The sequence below is a fragment of the Pseudomonas sp. Mn2068 genome (assembly GCF_049319725.1).
Lineage (GTDB): Bacteria > Pseudomonadota > Gammaproteobacteria > Pseudomonadales > Pseudomonadaceae > Aquipseudomonas > Aquipseudomonas gingeri.
This window is the reverse complement of sequence record NZ_JBMOUG010000008.1, coordinates 93,611-115,339: the sequence shown is the minus strand read 5'-3', so window position 1 is coordinate 115,339 and position 21,729 is coordinate 93,611. Positions and strand designations below refer to the sequence as shown.

Genomic DNA, 21,729 nt, shown 5'->3' with positions numbered 1-21,729 from the left:
GTCCTTCTGTGTTTTTGCCCACTCTACGCAGGGTGTCCGTCGTCATCCAGTAGAGACGAGCGGCATGCTTCCGTTACCATGCCGGTCTTGTTTCGGGGGCACCCATGGAATTTCTGCTCTATCTGGTACTGGGAGCATGCGCAGGCGTGCTGGCCGGGCTGTTTGGCGTCGGCGGCGGGATCATCATCGTGCCGGTGCTGGTGTTCAGTTTCACCTTGCAGGGGTTCGATACCTCGATCCTCACGCACCTGGCGGTCGGCACTTCCCTGGCGACCATCATTTTCACCTCGTTCAACACCATTCGCGGCCATCATCGCCGGGGCGCGGTGCGTTGGCCGATCTTCGCCTGGATGACCCTGGGCATCCTGCTCGGCTCTGGCCTCGGCGCGCTGACGGCCAAAGCGATTGCCGGGCCGAACCTGCAGAAGATCATCGGTGTGTTCGCGCTGATCGTTTCCGCGCAGATGGCCCTGGATCTCAAGCCCAGGGGCAGCCGCGGGATTCCCGGCAAGCTCGGGCTGGGCGTTGCCGGTGGCTTTATCGGTTGGGCCTCGGCGATTTTCGGTATCGGCGGCGGTTCGTTGACCGTGCCGTTCCTGACCTGGCGCAGCCTGCCGATGCAGCAGGCGGTGGCGACCTCGTCGGCCTGCGGCCTGCCGATCGCCGTGGCCAGTGCCCTGAGCTTCATGATCCTGGGGTGGCACGATCCGTTGCTGCCGCCCCACAGCCTGGGCTTTATCTATCTGCCGGCCTTGCTCGGCATCGCCCTGACCAGTATGTTTTTCGCCCGTTTCGGCGTGCAGTTGGCGCACAAGTTATCGCCGCTGTTGCTCAAGCGGTTGTTTGCCGGGCTATTGTTCTGTGTCGGGGTAAAATTCCTGATCTGAGTCTCAGGTCCGGTTCAGTCTTCCGGGCGCAATATTGGCTTAATGCGCGAGCCGCAACATGGCCCGCCGGTCCGGGCGCCGATACACCGCACGGACCCTGAATTTTCTACTCTATCGAGGAGTCGCAATGCTGCCTTACCCGCAGATTGACCCGGTGGCCCTGGCCATCGGTCCGCTGAAAATCCACTGGTACGGCCTGATGTACCTGGTCGGCATCGGCGGTGCGTGGCTGCTGGCCTCCCGGCGCCTGAACCGTTTCGACCCGACCTGGACCAAGGAAAAACTCTCCGACATGGTGTTCTGGCTCGCCATGGGGGTGATCGTCGGCGGACGCCTGGGATACGTGCTGTTCTACGATCTGCCGGCCTATATCGCCAACCCGACGCTGATCTTCGAGGTCTGGAAGGGCGGCATGGCGTTCCATGGCGGTTTCATCGGGGTGATGCTGGCCGCCTGGTGGTTCGGTCGACGTAACGGCAAGTCATTCTTCGAGCTGATGGACTTCGTCGCGCCGATGGTGCCGATCGGCCTGGGTGCCGGGCGTATCGGCAACTTCATCAATGCCGAGTTGTGGGGCAAGCCGAGCGACGTGCCGTGGGCGATGGTCTTCCCGCCGTTCAGCGACCCGGCGCAGTTGCCGCGCCATCCGTCGCAGCTGTACCAGTTCGCCCTTGAAGGCGTGGCGCTGTTCGTGATCCTCTGGCTGTTCTCGCGCAAGCCGCGGCCGACCATGGCGGTTTCCGGCATGTTCGCGTTGTTCTACGGGATCTTCCGTTTTATCGTCGAGTTCGTCCGGGTCCCGGATGCGCAGCTCGGTTATCTGGCATTCGGCTGGGTGACCATGGGGCAGATCCTCAGCCTGCCGATGATCATCGGCGGCCTGGCGCTGCTGTGGTTCGCCTATCACCGCGCCTCGACCACTCCGGCAACGAAAGACGCCGCGCTTTAAATTCGGATCGGGGCCCGCGGGCCCCGTATTCAAGGATGCAGGTAATTCATGAAGCAATATCTCGATCTGGTCGCCCACGTCATCAAGAACGGCACCAAGCAGGCCAACCGTACCGGCGTGAACACCATCAGCTTTCCGGGGGCGATGCTGCGGTATGACCTGAAGGAAGGTTTCCCGGCGATTACCACCCGCAAGATGGCCTTCAAGTCCGCCATCGGCGAGATGTGCGGTTTCCTCCGTGGCGTCAACAACGCCGCCGAGTTCCGCGAACTGGGCTGCAAGGTCTGGGACCAGAACGCCAACGAAAACGCCCAGTGGCTGGCCAACCCGTTCCGCCAGGGCGATGACGACCTGGGCGAGATCTACGGTGTGCAATGGCGCAAGTGGCCGGCGTACAAGCAGATCCCGACCGCTAATCGCGCCGCCATCGAGCAGACCCTGAGCCAGGGCTACCGGCAGATCGCCGAGGGCGAGGAAAACGGCCAGGCCTATGTGGTGCTGTACAAGGCCATCGACCAGGTGCGCCAGTGCGTCGACACCATCATCAAGGACCCGGGCAGCCGGCGGATCCTGTTCCACGGCTGGAACTGCGCGCAGTTGGATGAAATGGCCCTGCCGCCGTGCCATCTGCTGTATCAGTTCCACCCGAACGTGGAAACCCGGGAGATTTCCCTGACCCTCTACATCCGTTCGAACGACCTGGGCCTGGGCACGCCGTTCAACCTGACCGAGGGCGCGGCGCTGCTGAGCCTGATCGGTCGCCTGACCGGCTATACGCCACGCTGGTTCACCTACTTCATCGGCGATGCCCATGTGTATGAAAACCATCTGGACATGCTCAACGAACAGCTCACCCGCGAGCCGTTCCCGATGCCGAAGCTGGTGATTTCCGAGCGCGTGCCGGAGTTCGCCAAGACTGGCGTGTACCAGCCGGAATGGCTGGAACGGGTGGAACCGGGGGACTTCTCCCTGGAAGGCTACCAGCACCACGCGCCGATGACGGCGCCGATGGCGGTCTGAGCCAGGCTTGGGACCGCGTTATCGTTCTTCACGGGCAAGCCCGCTCCCACAGGGCCTGCGCCGTTCTTCACAGGTCCTGCGCCGTTGTGGGAGCGGGCTTGCCCGCGAAGAGGCCCTAATGGCCGTGACTTCTCGCGACATGTGAATGCTCTTCAGCCGGCAGCACGCTGCCGCTGACTTCCAGCCGCTGCAGGATCCCGCACTGATCGACATCCGGCCCTTCGCCACAACGCTGGCGCAGGTCGAGCAGTTGCGCCTGCAGTGCGAGCAGCCCGTCGATGCGCGCCTTGACGTGATGGATATGCTCGTCGATCAGCGCATTCACGCTTTCGCATTGATCCTGCGGACTGTCGCGCAGGTTCAGCAGGCTGCGGATCTCCTCCAGGGTCATGTCGAGGCTGCGGCAGTTGCGGATAAAGGTCAGGCGTTCCACATGGGCCTGGGTATACAGGCGATAGTTGCCCTCGCTGCGTGCCGGTTCCGGCAGCAGGTTTTCCTTCTCGTAATAACGGATGGTTTCCACCTGGCAGTCGGTGAGTTTCGCCAGTTCGCCAATCTTCATCGTTCGATCTCCGAAAAGGGTGCTTGACCCTATAGTGGCTACAGGGTGTTCACTTGGCAACAAGCACCTTCAGGGACGCACCCATGAGCGACTCCATTCATATCCATCGCAAGACCGACACCGACCACGAGCATGTCCATGGCTCGGTGAAAACCGTGCAACCGCAGGGCTCCTGCTGCTCGGGCAAAGCGGCTGCGCCGACTGATGCCGATCACGCGCACAAGCATGGCGACAGCCACGATCACGCCCATGACCACTCGTCGGTAAAGGTCGTGCACCAGCAGGACTCCTGCTGCTCGGGCAAAGCGGCTGCGCCGGCTGATGCCGGTCACGCGCACAAGCATGGCGACAGCCACGATCATGCTCATGACCACTCGTCGGCGAAGGCCGTGCATCAGCACAGCTGCTGTTCGGGCGCTGCCGAGGCGCCGGCGCTGATCAAGCTCAGCGCCACCACTAGCGCTACGGCCCGGCTCAGTCGTTTCCGTATCGAGGCGATGGACTGCCCGACCGAGCAGACGCTGATCCAGAACAAGCTCGGCAAGCTGGCGGGTGTGCAGCAGCTGGAATTCAACCTGATCAACCGCATTCTCGGCGTGACCCACGACCTGGCGTCGACCGCGCCGATTGTCGAGGCCATCAAGTCGCTGGGAATGCAGGCCGACCCGCTGGAAGAGGGCAGCGAAGCCGTGGGCGCACCTGCGGCCAGGAAATCCTGGTGGCCGCTGGCCGTTTCCGGGCTGGGCGCGCTGGGCGCCGAAGTGATCCACTTCACCGGCGCCGCGCCGAACTGGGTGGTGGCGATCATCGCCCTGGTGTCGATCCTCAGCGGTGGCCTGACCACCTACAAGAAGGGCTGGATCGCCCTGAAGAACCGCAACCTGAATATCAACGCCCTGATGAGCATCGCCGTCACCGGCGCCTTGCTGATCGGGCAATGGCCGGAGGCGGCCATGGTGATGTTCCTCTTCACCATCGCCGAACTGATCGAGGCCCGTTCGCTGGACCGGGCGCGCAACGCCATCGGCGGCCTGATGCAGATGACCCCGGAGCAAGCCACTGTCCGTGAGGAAGACGGTAGCTGGGTCGAGCGCGAGGTCAAAAGCATTGCACTGGGCGCCCTGGTGCGGGTGCGGCCGGGCGAGCGCATCGGCCTGGATGGCGAGGTGGTCTATGGCAGTTCCAGTGTCGATCAGGCGCCGATCACCGGCGAAAGCCTGCCCATCGAGAAGAACCCCGGGGACAAGGTGTTCGCTGGGACCATCAACCAGGCCGGTTCCATGGACTACCGGGTAACGGCGGTCGCGGGCAATTCGACCCTGGCGCGGATTATCCACGCGGTCGAGCAGGCCCAGGGCGCGCGGGCGCCGACCCAACGTTTCGTCGACAGCTTCTCGAAGATCTACACCCCCGCGGTGTTCGCCTTCGCCCTGGCCGTGGCGGTGATTCCACCGCTGTTCCTGGGCGGCCTGTGGTTCGACTGGATCTACCGGGCACTGGTATTGCTGGTGGTCGCCTGTCCGTGTGCGCTGGTGATTTCGACGCCGGTGACCATCGTCAGCGGCCTGGCCGCGGCGGCCCGCAAGGGCATCCTGGTCAAGGGCGGGGTGTACCTGGAAAGCGGTCACAAGCTGGATTACCTGGCCCTGGACAAGACCGGCACCATCACCCACGGCAAGCCGGTGCTGACCGACTTCCTGCCCCTGGACCCGCTGCTGAGCGAGTCGGCGCCGGCCATCGCCGCCAGCCTCGCGGCCCGTTCCGATCACCCGGTGTCCCAGGCGATTGCCCGGGATGCCCAGGACAAGCAACTGCTGCTGCAGGAAGTCGAGGCCTTCGAAGCCCTGGCCGGACGCGGCGTGCGGGGTGAAATCGGCGGCCAGCGCTATCACCTGGGCAACCACCGTCTGGTGGAAGACCTCGGCCTGTGCTCGCCGGCACTGGAAGAGAAACTCTTCGCCCTGGAGAAACAGGGCAAGACCGTCGTGCTGCTGCTCGACCGTTCCGGCCCGCTGGCACTGTTCGCCGTTGCCGATACGGTCAAGGCCTCCAGCCGCGAAGCCATCCGCCAGTTGCACGAGATGGGTATCAAGACCCTGATGCTGACCGGCGACAACCCGCACACCGCCAACGCGATCGCCGTCCAGGTGGGCATCGACGAAGCGCGTGGCGACCTGCTGCCGACCGACAAGCTGCAGGCCATCGAAGACCTGTACGCCAAGGGGCACCGGGTCGGCATGGTCGGCGACGGGATCAACGACGCACCGGCCCTGGCCCGCTCCGAGATCGGCTTCGCCATGGCGGCGGCCGGTACCGACACGGCCATCGAGACCGCCGATGTCGCCCTGATGGACGACGATCTACGCAAGATCCCGGCTTTCATTGGCCTTTCACGGCAGACTGCGGCTATCCTCAAGCAGAATATCGCCCTGGCCCTGGTCATCAAGGCGATCTTTCTTGCGGTAACCTTCCTCGGCATGGCGACCATGTGGATGGCGGTGTTCGCCGACATGGGCGTCAGCCTGCTGGTGGTGTTCAATGGGTTGCGCCTGTTGCGCAAATAGACGATGAGAGGGTGATGTGCCGAGTGCCGAATTGAAGAGTGCCGAGCTCAAGGCGTTTTACATGGTCGCTCGCCTCGGCAGCATCACCGAGGCGGCGAAAAAGCTCGGTCTCAGCCAGCCCACGGTCACCACCCAGATCCGTCACCTGGAAAGCCAGTACTCGGTCGAGCTGTTCTATCGCGGCGGGCGCCGCCTGAGTGTCAGCGAAGAGGGCGCGCGGTTGCTGCCGATGGTCAAGGCGTTGTTGCAGCAGGAAGCCGATATCGAGTTTTTCCTGCGCAACAGCGGCCAGGTCCAGGGCACCCTGCGCATCGCCGCGACCGCGCCGTACTACATTCTCGATCTGGTGAAAGCCTTTCGCGAACGTCTGCCCCAGGTCGAGGTGTCGGTGGAAATCGGTAATTCCCAGCAGGTGCTGGAAGCCCTGGAGGACTATCGCGTCGATGTCGCGGCATCCTCGCAGTTGCTCGAGGACCCGCGCCTGATCCGCCGGGTGCTGGGCAGCGATCCGCTGGTGCTGGCGGTGCATCGCAATCATCCGCTGGCGATTCATGAGCATGTGCCGTTGTCGGCGCTGGCCGGGCATTGCCTGCTGATGCGCGAGCCGGGCTCGACCACCCGGCAATTGACGGAAGAGCTGTTGCGCAATGCCCGGGTCAGCCATGGCCCGCTGCTGGAAATCGGCAGTCGCGAATCGATCCGCGAAGCGGTGCTGCGCAATATCGGCATCAGCATCATTGCCCGCCAGGAAGTGCCCCACGATCCGCAACTGCGGGTGCTGAGCATCGAGAATGCGCCGCAGATCCCCGAGTACCTGTATTGCCTCAAGGAGCGCAAGTCGGCGCGCCTGCCGGCGGCATTCATGGGCCTGGCCCAGGAAATGGCGCCGGTCTGAACCCAAATCCGCCAATACCACTATCGGCAGCTTTTGGCTTATTGCCACACGGGCTACGCATTCGCTCCCTAGCATGACCCTCATCTGCTTGATGAGGTCCGTCCATGAACAACTCGATCGCCACCGTCCTGGCCAATCCGGGCGCACCGATGAAAGTGCGCGGTGTACAGAAGCGTTTCGGCGCCTTCACCGCCCTGGATAATGTCTCCCTCGATGTCGCCGCCGGCGAGCTGGTCTGTCTGCTGGGGCCGTCCGGTTGCGGCAAGACCACCTTGCTGCGCTGCATCGCCGGCCTCGAGCGCCAGGACGAAGGCGAGCTGTTCCTCGGCGATCGCAACGTTTCCGAACTGCCGCCCCAGGCGCGGGACTACGGCATCCTGTTCCAGTCCTACGCCTTGTTTCCCAACCTGACGGTGGAAGCGAACATCGCCTACGGCCTGGCCGGCAGCGGACGTGATGAGGTGCGCAAGCGCGTCGGTCAGATGCTCGAACTGGTGGGTTTGGTCGGCAGCGAGAAAAAATATCCCGGCCAACTCTCCGGCGGTCAGCAGCAACGTGTCGCCCTGGCCCGCGCCCTGGCGCCGGCGCCGTCGTTGCTGCTGCTGGACGAACCCATGTCGGCCCTCGACGCGCGGGTTCGCGAGCACCTGTGCACCGAGCTGCGCCAGTTGCAACGCAGCCTCGGCGTCACCACCCTGATGGTGACTCACAATCAGGATGAGGCGATGCTGATGGCCGATCGCATTGCCGTGATGAACAACGGCAAGGTCGAGCAGTACGCCACGCCCCAGGAAATCTACGACAAACCGGCCACGCCGTTTGTCGCCGAGTTTGTCGGCCAGGGCAACTGGCTGCCGTTCCAGCATCGCAGTGCCCATCACGCGCGGGTCGGCAATATGGATGTGCGCCTCGCCGAAGGGGCCTCGCGGGCCGGTTCCGGCCGGCTGTTCTGCCGCCCGGAGTCGATCAGCGTCAATCCGCCGGTGCACGAGGAAAACCTGTTCCCGGCGCGGGTGCGCGAAATCACCTTCCTCGGCAACCGCTGCCGCATGAGCTTCGAACTCAACGAATTGCCCGGTCATCCGCTGCTGGCCGAAGTCGGTCCGCAGGATATGCCGCGCCTCGGCTCGCCGGATATCTGGGTCGCCCTGCCACCGCGCAGCCTCCAGGTGTTTGCCTGAGATGGCCGGCGAAATCAGCCTGCCGCTGGCGCGCAAGTCGAGCGTGAAGCCCTTGCGCGGCGATCTGGGTGACCGTCTGTTCGTGGTCGGTGGCAAGGTGCTCTGGCTCTGCCTGCTGGGTGTCGCGGTATTGCTGCCGCTGCTGGCGATCTTCTGGCGCGGTTTCAGCAGCGAGGCCGGGCAGGGGGGTGGCTGGCTCGCCGCGAAGGAACTGCTGAACAGCGACAACTTTCACTGGTTGCTGGGTAACAGCCTGAAGGTGTCCATGAGCGTGGCGGCGATTGTCGTGCCGCTGGCCTACCTGTTCGCCTATGCGTTGCAACGCACCCTGATTCCCGGCAAGACCCTGTGGCGCGGCCTGTCGCTGTTGCCGCTGATGGCGCCGTCGATGCTGCCGGGCATTGCCCTGGTCTACCTGTTCGGCAACCAGGGTCTATTGCGCGGGTTGTTCCCGGACAATATCTACGGCTTCTGGGGCATTGTCCTCGGCGAAGTCATCTACACCTTTCCCCATGCCCTGATGATCCTGTTGTCGGCCTTGTCCCTGGCCGATGCCCGACTGTTCGACGCCGCGTCGAGCATGGGCGCCGGTCCCTGGAAAGCCTTTCGCAGCATCACCTGGCCGGCGACCCGGCAGGCGGTGTTCGCCGCCTTCTGCCTGGTCTTCACCCTGACCATCACCGACTTCGGCGTGCCCGTGGTCGTCGGTGGCGATTACCAGGTCCTGGCCCTGGAAGCCTACAAGGCGGTGGTCGGCCAGCAGCAGTTCGGGCGGGGCGCGCTGATCGGCATGATCCTGCTGTTGCCCGCGCTGCTGAGCTTTGCCGTCGATGCCTGGTTGCGCCGGCGTCATGGCGAGGCCATGAGCGGTCGTGCCCAGGTGTTCCAGCCGGCCCGTTCGCCACTGCGCGATGGCTGCTACCTGGCGATTGTCCTGCTGATCTGCGCCGCGCTGCTGCTGGTGTTCGGCATGGCGGTGTACTCGTCGCTGGTGAAGTTCTGGCCGTACAACCTGTCGCTGTCCCTCAACCACTATCAGTTCAATGAAACGGCGGGTGGCGGCTGGCTGGCCTATCGCAACAGCCTGACCCTGGCGCTGTGCACGGCGCTGATCGGCAGCGCGCTGATTTTCACCGGCGCCTACCTGATGGAGAAAACCCGCGGCCAGCGCGGCCTGAACCTGGCGTTGCGCATGCTCAGCTTCGTGCCGATGGCCGTGCCGGGCCTGGTCCTGGGCCTTGGCTACGTGTTCTTCTTCAACCTCAACGGCAACCCGCTGCATGTGTTCTACGGGACCATGACGCTGCTGGTGGTCTGCACCATCGCGCACTACCTGACCACCGCGCAGATGACCGCCACCACCGCCCTGCGTCAGCTCGACGGGGAGTTCGAGGCCGCCGCGCTGTCGCTCAAGGCGCCGCTGTACCGGCACTACCTGAAGGTGACTGTGCCGATCTGCCTGCCGGCGCTGCTGGACATCATCCGCTACCTGTTCGTCTCGGCCATGACCACCGTCTCGGCGGCGATCTTCCTCTACAGCCCCGACACCATCCTCGCGGCGGTGGCGGTGCTGAACATGGACGACGCCGGCAATGTCGGCGGCGCGGCGGCCATGTCGACCCTGATCCTCTTCACCTCGGCGGGCGTGTCCCTGCTGCTGGCCTGGGCCTCGCGCGGTTTGCTGCGACGCTCCCAGGCCTGGCGGCAGACCGCGCCTGGCCATTGATTCGCCCACCCGATCAACTCGCACTCACTCAAGGAACCGCGCCATGTCCAAGTCACGCCTGTTCACCCCACTGGCTCTTGCCGCTGCTGTCCTCTCGGCGTTCAGCCTGAATGCCTTTGCCGCGAAAACCGAGCTGACCGTCTACACCGCCCTCGAAGCCGAACAGCTCAAGAGCTACAAGGACGCGTTCGAGAAGACCAACCCGGACGTCGAAATCAAGTGGGTGCGCGATTCCACCGGCATCATCACCGCCAAGCTGTTGGCCGAAAAAGCCCGCCCGCAGGCTGACGCGGTCTGGGGCCTGGCGACTTCGAGCCTGGCGATCCTCGACCAGCAAGGCATGTTGCAGAGCTACGCACCGAAAGACCTGGGCAAGATCGGCAGCAACTACCGTGACGCCGCCAACCCACCGTCCTGGGTGGGCATGGACGTCTGGGCAGCGACCATCTGCTTCAACACCGTCGAAGCCGAGAAGCAGCACCTGACCAAGCCAGTGAGCTGGCAGGACCTGACCAAGCCCGAGTGCAAGGGCAAGATCGTGATGCCCAACCCGGCTTCGTCCGGCACCGGTTTCCTCGATGTCAGCGCCTGGTTGCAGACCTTCGGCGAGAAGCAGGGCTGGAAATACATGGATGACCTGCACCAGAACATCGGCCAGTACGTCCACTCCGGTTCCAAGCCGTGCAAGCTGGCGGCCTCCGGCGAGTTCCCGATCGGGATTTCCTTCGAATACCCGGCCGTGCAGCTCAAGCGCCAGGGTGCGCCGCTGGACATCATCCTGCCGAAGGAAGGCCTGGGCTGGGAAATCGAGGCCACCGCGGTGATCAAGGGCACCCCGCATGAAGACGCGGCGAAGAAACTCGCCGACTTCTCCGCCAGCCCGGCGGCCATGGAACTGTACAAGGAAAACTTCGCCGTGCTGGCCCAGCCGGGAATCGCCAAGCCGCAGACCGAACTGCCGGCCGACTACGAACAGCGCCTGATCAAGAACGACTTCGCCTGGGCCTCGAAGAACCGCGACGAGATCCTCACCGAGTGGCGCAAGCGCTATGACGGCAAGTCGGAAAAAGTCGCCCAATAACCCCCGGACCACTATCGCGGGCCAGCCGGCTCCCACAAGGTGTTGTGTCGATCCCTGTTTTTGTGAACGACGCGAGTCCTGTGGGAGTCGGGCGTGCCCGCGAACCGCGTAGCGGCCATTCCCCACGGAATACCCATGGAAACTCACAACGACATTCTCATCGTCGGCGCCGGCATCCTGGGCCTGTCCCATGCCTATGCAGCCGCCCGCCGTGGCCTGCGGGTCAAGGTCTTCGAGCGCAGCGCGACTCCCCTCGGCGCGTCCGTGCGCAACTTCGGCCAGGCCCTGGTCACCGGTCAGCCGCCGGGCGTGATGCTCGACCTGGCGCGTGCCAGCCGGGACATCTGGGACCACTGGTCACGGCAGGCCGGTTTTCAACTCAAGCGCAACGGCTCGCTGCTCTTCGCCCGTACCGAGGCGGAAGAACATCTGCTGGAGGCGTTCTGTACCAGACGTGCCGGGGAGCACGGCTATCGGGTGAAGTTGCTGCGGGGCCAGGACCTGCATGCCCTGCACGACGGCCAGTTCAGTCATCACCGTGCCGCCCTGCATGGCCTGGACGACCAGCAACTGTATTCCCGCGAGGCGATCCCGACGCTGATCGACTACCTGCGCCGCGAACTGGGCGTGGAATTCCACTTCTCGACGCTGGTGCGCGAGGTCGAACCCGGCCGGTTGCACAGCACCGCCGGCAGCTTTCGCGGCGAGCAGATCATCGTCTGTTCGGGTCATGACTATCAGACGCTGCTGGCCGAATCGATGGCCCGGTTGCAGCCGGGCATCTGTCGTTTGCAAATGCTTCGCGCGCGCCCGCTGTCGAACGGCCTGAACCTGCAACACGCGGTGCTGACCGGCCTGAGCTGCGTGCACTACGGGGCGTTCTGCGACCTGCCCGAGGCGGCGGCGGTGCGGGAACAGATCCAGCGCGAGAGCCCGCACCTGCAGGAACACGGTATCCATCTGCTGATCAGTCCGACGCCTCATGGCGAGCTGATCATCGGCGACTCTCACCATTACGGCAGCGATGCTTCGCCGTTCAATGCCGAACAGGTGGACACCTGGATGCTGGAGCTGGCCGAGCACACCCTGGGCTGCAAGGTCCAGGTGCTGGAACGGTGGCAGGGTGTCTACGGTTCGAAGGGGCCGGGCCCGTTCTCGTTCCTGCGGGCGGCGCCGGGGGTCAGTGCCGCGCTGATGCACACCGGGGTCGGCATGAGCGTCGGCCCGCAGATGGCCGAAAACAACCTTGCCGCTTTGCTGGGAGAGTCCGCATGAACCAGGTCGAACGGGTACTGGACGAGGTCTTCGGCCTCTATGGGCGGTTTGGCGACGCGGACTATATCGGCGAACCGGTCTCGCAGCTGGAGCATATGTCCCAGGCCGCGCAACTGGCGATGGCCGAAGGCTTCGACGATGAAGTGGTGCTGGCGGCGTTCTTTCACGATATCGGGCATATCTGCCCGGCCGGTGAGCAGCCCGTGGGGGATATGGGCGGCTATGGCGTTGTCAGCCATGAGCGCCTGGGCGCGGATTATCTGCGCCGGGCCGGTTTCAGCGAGCGGCTGGCCCGGCTGGTGGAGTATCACGTGCAGGCCAAGCGTTATCTGACATTGACCGATCCCGGGTACTACGAGCGCCTGGGCGAGGCCAGTCGCCGTACGCTGGAGTACCAGGGGGGTGTCATGAGCCCGGAGGAGGCTCGGGCCTTCGAGCTGGACCCCTTGTGCGGCGTGAGTTTGCGGATGCGTCATTGGGACGAGCAGGCCAAGCAGCGCCACACTCCGCTCATCGACTTGCAGCTTTTGAGAGACAAGGCGCAACACCTGCTGAGTAAACCTGTGATTGATACTACAGCTCGCGAGGCATAGTTCTGGTTTGGCTGGTGCCGATTCAGGCACCGGATACTCGCCGGTCTTATAGTTCCCTTCCTGGCTGCTTGGGAGAATGATCGCGCACTCCGGCAATGCCCCCGGGCCCGTGGAGTGCGATGAAATTCAAGCCGGACAGTGTGTCCGGCCTGATGTGTTTTTCATAACTCGATCAGTGAGGTATCCCGATGGAAGATGTTAAGCAGCAAGACAATGCCCCGCAGGAAATGACCCTCGATGAAACCATGGATATCCGCGGGGCCGGTTGGGGGGCCGATGCGGGCGCGGTATTCGCCGACTTCTTCAACAACCTGGGCGATTTTTTCAGTACTCCGCTCAAACCATGGAGCTGAAGCAATAGCATCAGACGGGGCAGGTCGATGACCTCGCCCCGTTTGTCCGATGCCTGATTCACGGCGAACTTCCCCTGTACGGATTTACTTATGCTCGAATGGGGGACGGTCACCCCGAGATCGGCGTTGCGGCCCTTGCTGTTGGGCGCGGTGCTCGGTCTTTTTGTCGTGGCGGTGATGGTGCTGCTGTCGACGGGAAGCTATCTCAGGAAGGAAGAGGTCCAGGGGCGGGTAATGACCCGCGATGTGGTGCGTATCGCCAATGAGAAGGCGGCCCATGTCGACGAGGTGCTGGTGGGTGCCGGCTCTCCGGTCAAGCGCGGCCAGCCGTTGATTCGCCTGCGCACGGTGGCCCCGGAAAATATCGAGGCCGACAGTGACCGGGCCCTCTCCGCCAGAAATATCGAGCGTCTGAACAACCTGCTCGATGAGCTGGCGGCAGAAGAAAGCCTGGCCCGCTCCGCCCACGTCGCCCATCAGGACCTTCTGCAACGCCAACTGCGTCAACTGGATGAGGATCTGGCGCTCAACAGCCGCATCGGGCAATCGATCCAGCGCCGGGTCCGCACCGCCCTGGACGAGCGACAGCGCCATGAGCAACTGGCGGGCGAGGGCGCGGTTTCCGGCTCGGCCAGGGACCAGGCGGTGGTGGTCCATGAGTCGGCCCTTGAGGACCAGGCCAGCAACGAGCTGGCAAGGACCAGCACACAGCAGCGGAGCCTGGAGTTGCAGCAGCGCGTCAGCCAGGCGGACCAGGACCTGGCGGCTCGCCTGGGGCAGTTCGCCCGCCAGCGCAACGAGTGGCTGGAACGCCTGGAGTCCCTGGGCAAGAACCAGGGATATGTATTGCTTTCTCCCGTGGATGGCGTCGTGGACACCGTGGCGGTATTTGCCGGCGGCAGGGTCGAGGCGGGCCATCCGATGTTGCTGCTGCGGGCCGCTCGGGCCGGGGATCCGCAGCTGCGGATCATGCTGGACGTCAGCCCCTCGGCCATTGGTTTCGCTACACCCGGTACCGAGGTGATCTTGCGTTTCGATGCTTTTCCCTATGAGCGTCATGGTGTTGTCAAAGGCTCCATCGTGCACAGTTCCGCCAGCACCTACAGGGCGGCTATCCCCGGCGAGACCGGCGATGAAGCGCGGGAGGCGCCCACCTACCTGGTGGAGGTGCAGCCGGATTTCAGTGCTCCTCACACCCGTATTCGCCAGGACTGGCTCAAGGACGGCATGACCCTCAGGGGCTCCTTGAGCCTGGAGCGCCTGAGCCTGATGGAGTGGCTGTTCCTGCCCGTGCTCAAGGGGCTGGAACGTAATCCCGGCGTGTGGCCGGCGGCCCGGCCTGCACCGGCGGTGACGGACGAGCCGACATGAGTGGGCTCAAGGCGGTATTGCGCGATGCCCTGGCGCGCTCCGGGCAGAGGCTGCGCAAGCGCGTGCCGGTGATCCTGCAGGACGAAATGTCCGAGTGCGGCCTGGCCTCCCTTGCCATGGTCGCCGGTTACCACGGCAAGCACCTGGCCCTGCGTCAGCTGCGACGGGACTACCGCGTGGCGCGGGACGGCATGTCATTGTTCCAGCTCATCAAGGTGGCCGACGAGCTGGGGTTTACCTGTCGCCCCTTGAAAACCCTGCTGGACGGACTCGGGCAACTGCGTACGCCATCGATCCTGTTCTGGAACAACCGGCATTTCGTGGTGCTGGAGGCGGTGAGCAGAACCGGCCTGCACCTGGTCGACCCGGCGGTGGGACGGCGTTTCTACACCTGGGAAGAAGCCTTGCCGCTGTTCAGTGGTGTCGCCCTGGAAATGCTCCCGGGCCTGGCCTTTACCCTGCAGGCCGGCGTCCGGGTCCCGGCGTCGCTGGGCTTTGCCAGCCTGCTGCGCAAGAACCCGTGGCTCTTGCGCTACCTGATTCCCATGGGACTGCTGTCAGTGGTCGGCTACCTGGGCGGGATCGCCGCACCGAAGCTGTTCTCGCTGACGATCGATGAGGTCGTTGCCAAGAACGATGAGGATTTCCTGTACCTGATCTTGTATGTCTTCGGCGGGATTTTTCTGTTCAAGACCGTCGCCGCCTGGCTGCGGGCACTGCTGGATGCGCAACTGCGGGTCGCGCTCACCCAGGATCTCTCGACCGGCGTCATCGCCCGCTTGTTGCGCCTGCCGCTGGGCTATTTCGAGCGTCGCGCCCCGGGCGATCTCCTGCGGCGCACCCAGGCCGCGGACAAGGTCTATCTTCCGTTCACCGCGGGGTGGATGGACATCGGCATCGACAGCCTGTTCGCCCTGGTCTTCCTGCTGCTGATGGCGCTGATCAATCTCAAGCTGGCGGGTTTGTCCCTGGCGTTGTGCCTGCTGTTTTTCCTCTTTCGGGGCCTGACCCTGCCGGCGATGGAAAAGCGCCACAAGGCCTCGATCGAGGCCGAGACCCTGCGCAACGTCACGTTGCTGGGAGTCCTCGGTGGCATCGAGTCGATGAAGCTCTATCACTACGAAGCGGTGAAACTGGCGTCCTGGAGCAATCGGCAGGCGGACACCGAAACGGCCCGCGCCGGGGTCCAGCGCATGCAGGCGATGAACCAGGTGGTGCATGAGGGCCTGTCCCACGGCCACTCGCTGCTGGTCAGTGCGCTGGGGGCCCTGGCGGTGTTGAATGGCGAGAACAGCGTCGGCGATCTGTTTGCCTTCGTACTGTACAAGGACATGTTCATGGCATGCGCCTTCAAGCTGGTGGATGGCTACATGAACCTGCGGTTGGTGAGGGTCGAGCTGGGACGGCTGGATGACATCGTCGACGAGCAACCGGAACCGTTCGAGTCCTGTGTCTACAGCAGCAGCCCGCTCGGACAGCGCGAATCCATCGGCTCCATCCGCATGCAGGACGCGCGATTCTGCTACAGCTCGTTCGAGCGTCCGACCTTCGACAAGCTGGATTTCACCCTTGAGGGGCAGGGCGCGAAGATCGCCATCCTGGGGCCTTCCGGCTGTGGCAAGAGCACCTTCCTCAAGGTCCTGGCCGGCTTTTATCCGCTGGATGCAGGCTTGTTCCGCATCAACGGCCAGGCGCTGCGACATTTCGGCCTGCGCCGCTATCGCCAGAGCGTGGCCTATGTCATGGCCCAGGGTGAGATCGTCGACGGTACCCTGGTCGACAATATCGTGATGGACGACGAGCTGGACGGCCCATGGCTACAGGCGTGCGTCGAGCAAGTGGGCCTGCTCCAGTGCGTGTTGCAACTGACCAATGGTTTCAACACGCAACTGGGCTCGGTGGGCATCCAGTTGTCCTCCGGGCAACGGCAACGCCTGCTGATCGCCCGGGCGCTGTATCGGCGGCCGCAGTTGCTGCTGCTCGACGAGCCGACGGCCCATCTGGATCGGGCATCGCGTGATGTGGTGATCGAGACGATTCGCCGGCTGCCCCTGGCCTGTGTCGTGGTCACCCATGACCGGGAGGTGGCGGATGCCTGTACGACGGTCTTGCAGATGTCCGAAGGCCGTCTGGTGCCGGTTGACAGTCAAAGCCTGGCGACAGCGAAGCCATGATGCCCCGTGGCCTGAGTGGCCGGATGCAGCGCTGGTTATGGCTGGCCAGGTTCAAGGCCAGGCTGCGCAGGCAGTTGCTGGCGATCACGGCCGTGCTTTTGCGGATCAATGCCGTGCACGGTTTACTGGCCCTGTTGCCGACGATCCTGCTCCACTTGCCTAGGGGGTGGCGAGGCGTGGAATACCGGCGCAGTCGCCAGAACCTGGAACTCTTCGATTTTTCTCCCGGGCATTGCCGGGTCCTGGCCTGCCAATACAGCGCGATCCAGTTCCAGCGGGGGATTTATCAACACCTTTACCAGAGCCATCGGCCCGCACATCTGCGGGCCTGGATCAGGTCCATCCCGTGGTGCGATCCCGCCGGGCACTGGCAACGCGGGGCCAGGCGCCAGACCATCATGGCGCTGCCCCATTGTGGCGAGTACTGGATGGCCGTGGCCTGCGTGGTCGAGCGCAGGACCGCGCCCACGCGGTTCATTATTCCGATCTGGAACTTCGGCGATCCGTTTACCCATGGCTCGCTCAAGAACCTCGAAGGCCTCGGGCATGTGATCGAGGTCCTGGACAGCAATGATCCGAAGGCGGCACTGGCGATTGCCCGGGGGGTGAAACGCGGTGACCAGGTGATCATTTTCTGCGACCTGCCGGTGAGCCTTGACGGTGTTCGATTCGGCGAGCCGATGGCGGGACGGTTCTTCGGTCGCGATGCGCAGTTTGTCAAAGGCCCGCTGTTCCTGGCGTCGAAGCTGGGCTGCGATCTGCTGCTGGTAGGCCATCGTGTCCGCCTGGGGCAACGCGGGGAACTGCAGGTGATAGACCGGATTCTCCACGGCCCTTTCGAGCAGATGCTGGCGCAATGGATCGAGGCGTTGCAGGCCTTCATTCTCCAAGCCCCGCAAAACTGGTTGTACCTGCCCAGGATGGAGGCTTTTCATCATCGGCAATGGTCATCGGGCGAGAAGCGGCAGGTGGGGCAATCCGCAGTTGCCCGCCGGGGGTGAAAGACACGCTTTGGTGGACGTCAGGCGCCAGCGTGGTTTCTTACGAATACCCCGGAAATGGGGGTGTCGCCAGCTTGAGGACAGTGGCTTAGTTTGACGGGCTCTTAACCAAAAGGAACTTGTCATGCGTTATTTGAGAGTCACCGCCCAGGATCGAAGCGGTAGTGGAAAAGCCGACTCGGTGCTGCTGCACTTCTACCAGAAAAACCTGTGCGAGCCCGATGAAGTGGTGGGCGAAGCCATTGCCCTGGATATCTCCGGCGATGGCCTGAGCGATTTCGCCTTTGCCGCGGACATCAACCGCGATGGTCAGATCGATCAGGCGGATATCGCGTTGCTCAAGCTGTTTGCCAACACCTACCTGCAGCTGAACTGGTTCAACAAGGGGGCGAGTGAGCAGCGCGTACTCTGCATGTTCGTGGGCAATCACGGCAAGAATGGCAAACCCAGCGCCGTCTGCCTGCAATTTCGCGATCGCTGCGAGGCGGGAGGCAAACAATCACTGGTCTACAGCGCGACCGCCTATGACGGTGGCAGCAATGGACGACTGGATTCGTTCAGCAACACCGACCTCGACAGGAACGGCGTTGCCGACAAGGCCGACAAGGAGCTGCTCAAGACAATGGCCAGCACCTATCTGCAATTCAAGTGGCACGAGAAATAAGCCGCGGATTACCGCCTCCCTTCGAGTACTGCGGATCGCCCGGCCATGTGCCGGGCGATTTCATGTTTCTTCCACTCGTTGAGCCAGTACCGTGATCTGCTCCTGGCGCTCGGTCTGGTTCAATTTCATGCCGGGATTGAGTGGCGACCACTGCGGATGCGCCCGGGCCTTGTTCAGGACGTCAGGCAGCTTGCCTTCGCGCCAGGTCTTGTCCACCGGTGTCGCGACGGTGATGCTGTCCATGGCCGCATGACCCCGCGCCTCCAGTGCCTGCAGCAGTTGCCGTTGGCGTAGCGCGAGCAGGCGCAGGACGCTGTCGTCGACCGTCAGTTCACGCTGTCCCCTGAGCTTGCCGAGCAGGCGGCTGCCGTAGCCGCGAGCGGTCTGCAGCGCACCGCCGGCAATGGCTCCGGCCAGGGCGGCGGCACCGAGGGTCAGGCCGCCCACCAGCAGATCGACCCCGGCCCCCGCCGTGGCCCCGGCGGCGATGCCACCGCCGACCTTCACCCCCAATTGCTTGAGGGTTTCCGGATTGAACAGGTCGTCGCCCCAGCGCCCGTCGAGCAGCGGCAGGTCGGCCGCCGCCGCGTCGCTGGCACGAAAGGCGTAGAGCTTGAGCAGGGCTTCGACGCAGCGTTGTTCGCGCTGGCGGATGACCTGGCGCAACTCGGCGATGGCACGGCTTTCGGCATCGGCGGCGCTGACCACCTGGCGACGGCAGGCGGCGCAGTCGATCAGCAGTTCGGCGATCAGTCGGTTGGCGCTTTGCCGGCGGGCCTGGCGCTGCGCTTCCTGGTCGAGGATCAGCCGCTCCAGCTGTGCGCGGGAGCCTTCCAGCAACAGGGCCAGGCTTTCATAGAGCCGGCGCTCGCCATCTTGCGGCGGTGCGACGCTGTCGAAGCGCACCAGGGCATGCAGCCCGAGGCGGGCCAGGGCTTCACGCCAGTCGGGTTCGCGCTGGGCAGCACTGCTGACGAAGTTGAGCACCGGTAGCAACGGCTTGCCGCAACTGGCGAGGACCGACAGTTCATCGCGGTATTTGGCCAGGACCGGTTCGCGGGCATCGATCACATATAGCCCTGCATCCGACGCCAGCAACTGGCGCAGGACCTTGGCCTCCTGTTCGAAACGCTGCCGGGCTTCGCTGCCGTCAAGGAAACGCGCCACCCGCGCCGGTCCGTCCAGGCGTTCACCGGGGCGGTCCAGGCGCTCGAGGTAGTCGAGCAGGGCGATGGCGTCTTCCAGGCCGGGCGTGTCGTACAGCTCCAGCAGGGCATCGCCGTCCACCGACAGACGGGCACCTTCCACATGGCGGGTGGTGCTGGGCCGGTGGGACACCTCGCCAAAGCCCACGTCGCGGGTCAGGGTGCGCAGCAGCGAGGTCTTGCCGACATTGGTGTGGCCAACCACGGCCAGTTTTAGCGGCTTAGTCATGGCCGGTCTCCAGCCAGGTGAGCGGGGCGCAATCGGCGAACGGCAGGTCGAGCTGGCGCAAGGCGCTGTGCCAGTCGCCGAGGCGGTCGGCGTCCAATGCCTGGCCCAGCGGTGCCTGCAGCAGCCAGACGCGGGTGTCGGCGGCGCTGCGGGCCAGTTCGGCGATCAGTCCGAGGCTGCCGCGGTCCGGCGAGCGGCGCGGGTCGCAGGCGATCGCCAGGCGTGCCGGCGGGAAGCGGGTCAGTTGTTCAAGAAGTTTCTGCCGTGACTCGCGGCTGTCGAGGATACCGGCGTCCCTCACGCCCTTGGGCAGTGCCGGCGGCCAGGGCCGTTGATCGTCCAGCTCGATGGCCACCAGCAGCGCGCCGTCGCTGTCGAGCGCGGTGACCCCGGCCGCGGCATTGTGCAGGTGCTCGGGGGCGGCATCGCTGACGCCGAGGCGTTCGCTGCTGGGCATCAGGCGTTCGCGCAGGTGGGCGTAGCCGGGCAGGCTCGTGTCCAGCCGCAGGGTGCGGCTGCCGCGATGCCAGCGCCACAGGCAGAACAGTGCCAGCAGCAGGCGCGGCAGCACGCCGTAGACCACCAGCACCCCGACCAGCCAGGCGGCCCAGGCCTGGCGCGCGCCTTCCAGGTCGAGGGCGCTGTTGCCGCTGGCGCGGATCATCGCTTCGCCGGGCACGTCGAAGCCCAGCAGGGCCGGCAGGGCGCCGAGGCCCTGGGTCAGGCCGACGAAGGTGTCGCCGCCGAGAATGGTGGTTTCCCAGACAAAACCGTAGCGGCGGGTCGCCATCAGCATCAGCAGGATCACCAGCGCGCAGAGCAGGGCCAGCAGCCACAGGCCATGGACGACGATGCCTATGGCCCAGCGGTTCAGGCGCTGGCGTTGCAGCAGGAGCGCCAGCGCCGGCACCAGTTGCACGGCCTGGGCGTCGCGGGCGAATTTTTCGCTGAGCCAGAGCCACAATCGCCCCAGGCTGGCACCATGGCCGCCCGCCAGCAACAGGCCCGCGGCCCAGCTCGCCAACAGCAGCAGGTTCAACCCGAGCAGGCTGCCCAGGGCCCAGAACACATTGACCGGTGCCTGCCCGTTGCCCAGGGCGGCGAAGGCCAGGCCGGCACCGCTGAGCATCACCAGCACGGCAAGCAGCAGCAGGGCCAGGCGCGCCCCTTGCAGCCAGTGCCGCAGGGCGTCGAGCTGGCCATCCCGTTCGGCGAGCCAGAGGGCGCGGTGCTGGATGCGGGTCGCCAGGTCGCCGCCGGCCGCCCGGGCGCGGCGGTTGGCCTCGAGGTCTTCCAGGGGACCGGCCTGCTCTTCGCGCAGGCGCACGGTCTCGGTCAGCCAGAGGCGTTGCAGGGGAGTCGGTTCAGTCACGCGCCATCCTGTTGCGGGGTTGAGCCAGAAGCATAACCGCTGTGGCTAGTGCCTGCACCAAGGTGTCAGGTATCCTCGTCGGCATGAAAAACACACTCCCCCTCAGCCTGATCGCGGCCCTCGGTGAAAACCGCGTGATCGGCGTCGACAACAGCATGCCCTGGCATTTGCCGGCGGATTTCAAGTATTTCAAGGCCACCACCCTGGGCAAGCCGATCATCATGGGGCGCAAGACCTGGGATTCCCTCGGCCGGCCATTGCCCGGTCGGCTGAACCTGGTGGTCAGTCGCCAGGCGGGCCTGCGACTGGAAGGCGCGGAGGTTTTCCCGTCGCTGGAAGAAGCGATGGCGCGGGCCGAGGAATGGGCGCTGGAACAGGGCGCCAGCGAGCTGATGCTGATCGGCGGCGCGCAATTGTATGGCCAGGGCCTGGAGCACGCGGACCGCTTGTACCTGACCCGGGTAGCGCTGAGCCCCGAAGGCGACGCGTGGTTTCCGGAGTTCGATCCAGACCAGTGGAAACGGGTGGCGAACGAGCCGCACCCGGCGCTGGACGACAAGCCGGCGTTCAGCTTCGAGGTCTGGGAAAGGAGCTGAACGCTTCGGGGGCAAGCCCCCTCCCACAATG

General features: G+C 64.6%; 19 protein-coding genes. 16 read left to right on the top strand and 3 right to left on the bottom strand.

What is annotated here, in order from left to right; genetic code table 11:
- Positions 1-104 precede the first annotated feature (104 nt).
- The 3 genes from ACL9RJ_RS19410 to ACL9RJ_RS19400 all read left to right on the top strand — a co-directional run bounded on the left by ACL9RJ_RS19410 (position 105) and on the right by ACL9RJ_RS19400 (position 2,856).
- Positions 105-887, top strand: coding sequence for a sulfite exporter TauE/SafE family protein (locus tag ACL9RJ_RS19410; RefSeq protein WP_017124915.1), 783 nt, complete (start codon positions 105-107; stop codon positions 885-887).
- Positions 888-1,014: 127 nt separating this feature from the next.
- Positions 1,015-1,836 (top strand): prolipoprotein diacylglyceryl transferase, encoded by an 822-nt coding sequence (gene lgt, locus ACL9RJ_RS19405; RefSeq protein WP_017124914.1) that lies wholly within the window; start codon positions 1,015-1,017, stop codon positions 1,834-1,836.
- Positions 1,837-1,884: 48 nt separating this feature from the next.
- On the top strand, positions 1,885-2,856 hold the full coding sequence (locus tag ACL9RJ_RS19400) for a thymidylate synthase (RefSeq protein ID WP_017124913.1): 972 nt from the start codon (positions 1,885-1,887) through the stop codon (positions 2,854-2,856).
- Positions 2,857-2,971: 115 nt separating this feature from the next.
- On the opposite strand, the gene cadR is transcribed toward ACL9RJ_RS19400, so the two are convergent.
- A complete protein-coding gene (gene cadR, locus ACL9RJ_RS19395; protein WP_017124912.1) occupies positions 2,972-3,418 on the bottom strand; it encodes a Cd(II)/Pb(II)-responsive transcriptional regulator in 447 nt (148 codons plus the stop codon).
- Positions 3,419-3,501: 83 nt separating this feature from the next.
- Between cadR and ACL9RJ_RS19390 the strand changes: the two genes are divergently transcribed.
- The 12 genes from ACL9RJ_RS19390 (at position 3,502) to ACL9RJ_RS19335 (ending at position 18,296) form a co-directional block, all read left to right on the top strand.
- Positions 3,502-5,982 carry a heavy metal translocating P-type ATPase gene (locus tag ACL9RJ_RS19390; protein WP_422765566.1) on the top strand — a complete coding sequence of 827 codons (2,481 nt, stop codon included), beginning with the start codon at positions 3,502-3,504 and terminating at the stop codon, positions 5,980-5,982.
- Positions 5,983-6,013: 31 nt separating this feature from the next.
- Positions 6,014-6,877: a LysR family transcriptional regulator gene (locus tag ACL9RJ_RS19385; RefSeq protein WP_042934834.1), complete on the top strand. Its 864-nt coding sequence runs from the start codon at positions 6,014-6,016 to the stop codon at positions 6,875-6,877.
- Positions 6,878-6,981: 104 nt separating this feature from the next.
- Complete coding sequence (locus ACL9RJ_RS19380; RefSeq protein WP_422765565.1) at positions 6,982-8,058, top strand: putative 2-aminoethylphosphonate ABC transporter ATP-binding protein; 1,077 nt, start codon at positions 6,982-6,984, stop codon at positions 8,056-8,058.
- 1 nt (position 8,059) lies between these two features.
- Entirely contained in the window at positions 8,060-9,784 is a 1,725-nt protein-coding gene (locus ACL9RJ_RS19375) for a putative 2-aminoethylphosphonate ABC transporter permease subunit (protein ID WP_017124908.1), read from the top strand.
- Positions 9,785-9,842: 58 nt separating this feature from the next.
- Entirely contained in the window at positions 9,843-10,865 is a 1,023-nt protein-coding gene (locus ACL9RJ_RS19370) for a putative 2-aminoethylphosphonate ABC transporter substrate-binding protein (protein WP_422765606.1), read from the top strand.
- Between the two features lie 135 nt (positions 10,866-11,000).
- Positions 11,001-12,140, top strand: a complete 1,140-nt coding sequence (locus ACL9RJ_RS19365) for a TIGR03364 family FAD-dependent oxidoreductase (protein ID WP_422765564.1) — start codon at positions 11,001-11,003, stop codon at positions 12,138-12,140.
- Complete coding sequence (locus tag ACL9RJ_RS19360) at positions 12,137-12,733, top strand: phosphonate degradation HD-domain oxygenase (RefSeq protein ID WP_422765563.1); 597 nt, start codon at positions 12,137-12,139, stop codon at positions 12,731-12,733. The genes ACL9RJ_RS19365 and ACL9RJ_RS19360 overlap by 4 nt, the downstream gene beginning before the upstream one ends.
- 188 nt (positions 12,734-12,921) lie before the next feature.
- Positions 12,922-13,086, top strand: coding sequence for a hypothetical protein (locus ACL9RJ_RS19355; protein ID WP_017124904.1), 165 nt, complete (start codon positions 12,922-12,924; stop codon positions 13,084-13,086).
- A 90-nt stretch (positions 13,087-13,176) separates the two neighbouring features.
- Complete coding sequence (locus ACL9RJ_RS19350) at positions 13,177-14,457, top strand: HlyD family secretion protein (protein WP_256260486.1); 1,281 nt, start codon at positions 13,177-13,179, stop codon at positions 14,455-14,457.
- Complete coding sequence (locus tag ACL9RJ_RS19345) at positions 14,454-16,631, top strand: peptidase domain-containing ABC transporter (RefSeq protein ID WP_422765562.1); 2,178 nt, start codon at positions 14,454-14,456, stop codon at positions 16,629-16,631. The genes ACL9RJ_RS19350 and ACL9RJ_RS19345 overlap by 4 nt, the downstream gene beginning before the upstream one ends.
- Entirely contained in the window at positions 16,631-17,632 is a 1,002-nt protein-coding gene (locus ACL9RJ_RS19340) for a hypothetical protein (protein ID WP_422765561.1), read from the top strand. Before ACL9RJ_RS19345 ends, ACL9RJ_RS19340 begins: the two co-directional genes overlap by 1 nt.
- A gap of 124 nt (positions 17,633-17,756) precedes the next feature.
- Positions 17,757-18,296, top strand: coding sequence for a hypothetical protein (locus ACL9RJ_RS19335; RefSeq protein ID WP_422765560.1), 540 nt, complete (start codon positions 17,757-17,759; stop codon positions 18,294-18,296).
- 60 nt (positions 18,297-18,356) lie between these two features.
- Here ACL9RJ_RS19335 and ACL9RJ_RS19330 read toward each other — a convergent pair whose 3' ends face one another.
- The gene (locus ACL9RJ_RS19330) at positions 18,357-19,730 is read right to left on the bottom strand and encodes a DUF3482 domain-containing protein (RefSeq protein ID WP_422765559.1); all 1,374 of its coding nucleotides are present in this window, start codon (positions 19,728-19,730) and stop codon (positions 18,357-18,359) included.
- Complete coding sequence (locus ACL9RJ_RS19325; RefSeq protein ID WP_017124897.1) at positions 19,723-21,102, bottom strand: DUF2868 domain-containing protein; 1,380 nt, start codon at positions 21,100-21,102, stop codon at positions 19,723-19,725. Before ACL9RJ_RS19325 ends, ACL9RJ_RS19330 begins: the two co-directional genes overlap by 8 nt.
- An 83-nt stretch (positions 21,103-21,185) precedes the next feature.
- On the opposite strand from ACL9RJ_RS19325, the gene ACL9RJ_RS19320 reads away from it, so the two are divergent.
- Entirely contained in the window at positions 21,186-21,698 is a 513-nt protein-coding gene (locus tag ACL9RJ_RS19320; RefSeq protein WP_017124896.1) for a dihydrofolate reductase, read from the top strand.
- Positions 21,699-21,729 lie beyond the last annotated feature (31 nt).